General features: G+C 45.4%; 2 protein-coding genes. Both read right to left on the bottom strand.

What is annotated here, in order from left to right; genetic code table 11:
• Positions 1-206 precede the first annotated feature (206 nt).
• The gene (locus F6K20_RS27780; RefSeq protein WP_287296830.1) at positions 207-1,838 is read right to left on the bottom strand and encodes an Hsp70 family protein; all 1,632 of its coding nucleotides are present in this window, start codon (positions 1,836-1,838) and stop codon (positions 207-209) included.
• 217 nt (positions 1,839-2,055) lie between these two features.
• Positions 2,056-3,681 carry a DUF2079 domain-containing protein gene (locus tag F6K20_RS27775; protein ID WP_287252523.1) on the bottom strand — a complete coding sequence of 542 codons (1,626 nt, stop codon included), beginning with the start codon at positions 3,679-3,681 and terminating at the stop codon, positions 2,056-2,058.
• Between the last annotated feature and the right edge of the window lie 270 nt (positions 3,682-3,951).

Genomic DNA, 3,951 nt, shown 5'->3' with positions numbered 1-3,951 from the left:
ATGAACATTTGGATTGATGCCCAACTGCCTCCAACATTAGCAACAAGCCCTTGGGTGGTGCGTTACGGGACGGGCTATTTCAACACTAGCGCTAGGTTTTAACATGAGGGCAAGCCCGCCCCTAACTCACCCTACGCACTGTTCCCTGTTCCCTGTTCCCTGTTCCCTAATATTTATAAGTGTTCAACGGAACATGATCTGACCAATTAACTTAACTGAGCCACTACCTGATTTGTCAATAAGGTTTCATTGGTAAGTAAATCATCTACAGTAACTCTCAAGTAACGTTCACCATCAACTTGAAACTGGAGTTTAATGCGATCGCTTCCGGGATTGCCCAGGGGTGTTAATTTAGCCAGACTTCTTGCCCCATCCCTATCATTCAGGGGTTGCACAGCGTTTTCGCCCTGGCCTAACTGACGAGTAATCAAGCGATCGCCTTCAAAATAAATCTCTGTGCCACCAGTTTGGGAGCCTAACTCTCCTAAAATTAGCTCTATACTCGGTTGATTCTCTACCGATGCTCCTAAGAAGAGTTCTACGGGCTCACTCATGGGGTAAGGCTGTCCTTCTCTAATGATTGAGTGCCAGTTGTGACGCTTTAACCGTCTATCCCAATAGCGAATTCCGTAGCTATGGTAGAGGAAATCTTGGACTTCGATACCTTGGCTGAGCTGAAGTGCGCCAGTTGCGATCGCTTCAAAGGGTTTTTGGCAAAGAACCTTGTTTGAGTCGAAATACTGGTTTACCCATGCCTGAACTGCTGGGATATTAACCGTGCCACCCACTAACAAGACACCATCTATATCTGGTACTTCTATACCATTGCGTCTTGCTTGTTGCAGCACTTCCGTCATCTTATCATCAAGGGTATCAAAAAACTGGTGTTCTTTGAGGATAGTTTCAAACGTCTCCCGGTCTAGTTTTAGTTCGTAACTCTCGAAGGTTTCATCATTAAAATAGACTTCAGTAGCCTCAGACTGCTCAGACAGTTGAATTTTCAAGCGTTCTGCGAGTCGAGTAGTCAAAGGCGATCGCATTAACCCTTGAGTTTCCACAAAATAATCCACCAGCCAGTTATCAATATCTGTCCCACCCAAATTTTGTCCCACTTTCGCCAGCACACGGGCAATTTTCACCTTCTGGCTAGACCCTTCACCAAATGACTTTTGCCCCCACTTAAGAATAAACCCAATAGGTTTTTTATTCCCTTGAGCCTCCTGATTCAGCTGCACCAGAGATAAATCCAGAGTGCCACCACCAAAGTCTATAACTAGTAGAGTATCCCCTTCCGCAATACCATAGCCCAAAGCAGCCGCTGTCGGTTCATCCAGCATCCTCACCTGTTCCACTGGCAACGATTGGCAGATTCCACTAAGCCAATGGCGGTAAGCTTCAAAGCTATCCACAGGCACAGTCAGAATCACCGATTCAATGGCAGAATCCCCCGCCTCTGACTGGAGGGCTGATAGGTCTTCAATAATTTGGTTGAGGAACCATTGCCCAACTTGTTCAAAGGTGATCACGGTGCCATCCAGTTCTGGCAGAAATCCCTGAACCTCAGCACCAATCCCCCGTTTGAAGCTGCGGAAGAATCGAGGGTCACTGCTGAGATCCAAACCGCGATCGCGTACTGCCTGTCCAACCATAACCTTACCCTGAGCCGCATCTTCCACATACACCAAACTCGGAATTAAGGGAGGATTTTGACTAAGTTGCAGTGCAAGTCCTGGTAACGTGATGGTTTCTGGCGTTTCCGTGACTGGGTTCCAGCGAGTGATTACCGTATTGCTCGTGCCAAAGTCAATAGCGTAGGACGTAGTACTGGTGCTAGGCATTAATGTTTATTGAACCGATCTTATTAATATTATTTATTAATAAATATCAGTTTATGGCCGAACCACTCAATAGCCAGGAGACCTGTACCCAGGAAGACAGTTTAGCAATCCGTGTCGGAATTGTCAGAATTTTTGATGCCATCTTGCCGATTCCCGACTCCGTGTTCCCCTCCTGGGAGGGGTTAGGGGTGGGTTCCTATTCCCTTTGCTATTACAATTATGCTCCTGTAGTTGAGACATCTAACTCTTGCCTAAAGCTTAGCCATGCTCTCATAGCCTCTGGATTAGATGCTACTCCTTTTTGCATCAAAATCACACCATCTTTAAAACCAATGATGCCATACTCGTTAGTCTTGGTGACCCGGTCAATCATGTTAACTAAAGAGCGCAACCGCTGACCATCATGCTTAAAGGCAATTTGATAGCGTTGTAACCGCCATAAATCTGCGATCGCATAATCCACCTTCACCACCTCGCCATTATCATTGCGCAACTGTAAATCTGCTAAGCGGATAATTTCCCGACGTCCTGACAAATGAGGGACTAGATAGGTAGTAGCTGAGACACTAGCATTTGGGGGAATCTGAGCCAGTAATGACCGGATCGACCCCACACGAGACCACTGTTGGGTTAACGGCACATAGACGAAGGGTTGGTAGGAATCCGGAAGCAGGAAATAAAAGGTTCGATTGGGGCTAGAGGTAATGGTCAACACTACCGCAAGGGTTAGACAAAAAATCCAAAAGCTTCGAAACTTAGACCTAGCCGAGATCACAGCTTGACTAAATTGGGGATGAGCTGACCACCAAAGTATCGCGCCATAGAATAGCCCAGGTACTACGGTCATCGCATAACGGATATTAATCGCAAGCACTGATTGACCTTTACCCAACAGAAGTTTTAGCAAGGGAAATGCTGCGATAGACCAAGAAGCGGGAGCAATAGCTGGTATAAATGCTAATGGTAACCATTGACCTAATAAATACTGAATGGTGCCAAAAAAGGGAGTAAACAGTTCTACTAGTAAACGCCAAGGATTAGTCAGCATACCCTTAATAATTTCCAGAGTAGACGCCTCATCCCCATCAGCGTACTGACCAAAACGCTCGATCATGAACCGTTGAGAAATATCTTCCGAAAATAGGGGCATAATTAGATTGGTCAAGACAAGTATGTAACCGAAACTGAGGGTACAAACTGCCAGACCAATGCGAGGGTAGCGCCGACTGACTATTAAATAGAATCCCACACCAAACAAACCTATCCCGGAATCTTCCCGTACAGCTAAAATCAAAATTGCCAGCAACCAAAACAGCCACCACCAGCGTTTTTCCATAGCTAGCAGTAGCCCAAATACAAATAGCGGAATTTGGCAGATGTCATGGAAATTGGCTAAGGTCGGACCGAGAATAGCATTAGCACAGTAAAAGCTAACCGTAATCATTGCTGCTAACATCGGTTGCAGATACTGTCTAGCCAGGATATACAAAACTACACCAGCAGCTGTTACCAACGTTACCTGCAAAACGGTTAGGGTAGCGGGAAATGGAAACAAAGCATATAACGGTAACCAAAGTAACAGGGCGGGAGTAAAATGTTGCCCTAATCGGTGGTAATAGACATTTGGAACTTCCCCATTATGAACTACATTAGTAGACAGCTGGGATGAAAGAGTACTCTGAAAGAAGCGACCGTGAATTCCATTCCAGAAGACTTGATTAAAAATTCCTTGATCGTAGGAAGAATAAAAAGTATAGTGTCGATGTAGAGTAAAAATTAAGGTGAATAAAAAAAATGCGATCGCCGCAGTAATAACAAGTTTTAACCCAGGTTTTTTGGTCATTTTTCCTTTGTCATTTGTCCTTGGTATTAAGCTCCAGAAAGTTTCGCTTTTTTAAAACTACTCTTGTTTTCAACACACCCTCACGCTTATCGGGAAAAAGATCTAGCGTTTCTCATAGCTATGAGGTACAAATATTTTTTTACCTCTTGCCTCTTGCCTCTTGCCTTCCCCTCCTGGGAGGGGTTAGGGGTGGGTTGCTCTTGCCTTCCCCTCCTGGAAGGGGTTAGAGGTGGGTTCCTCTTGCCTTCCCCTCCTGGGAGGGGTTAGGGG

The organism is Moorena sp. SIO2C4, assembly GCF_010672485.1.
GTDB classification, from domain to species: Bacteria; Cyanobacteriota; Cyanobacteriia; order Cyanobacteriales; family Coleofasciculaceae; genus Moorena; species Moorena producens.
Note: the sequence above shows the minus strand (reverse complement) of the source record. Positions and strands in the feature narration are given on the sequence as shown.

Bases quoted from the DNA above. Each gene is read 5' to 3' on its own strand.
- F6K20_RS27780 (WP_287296830.1), bottom strand. From the start codon at position 1,838: ATGCCTAGCACCAGTACTACGTCCTACGCTATTGACTTTGGCACGAGC.
- F6K20_RS27775 (WP_287252523.1), bottom strand. From the start codon at position 3,681: ATGACCAAAAAACCTGGGTTAAAACTTGTTATTACTGCGGCGATCGCA.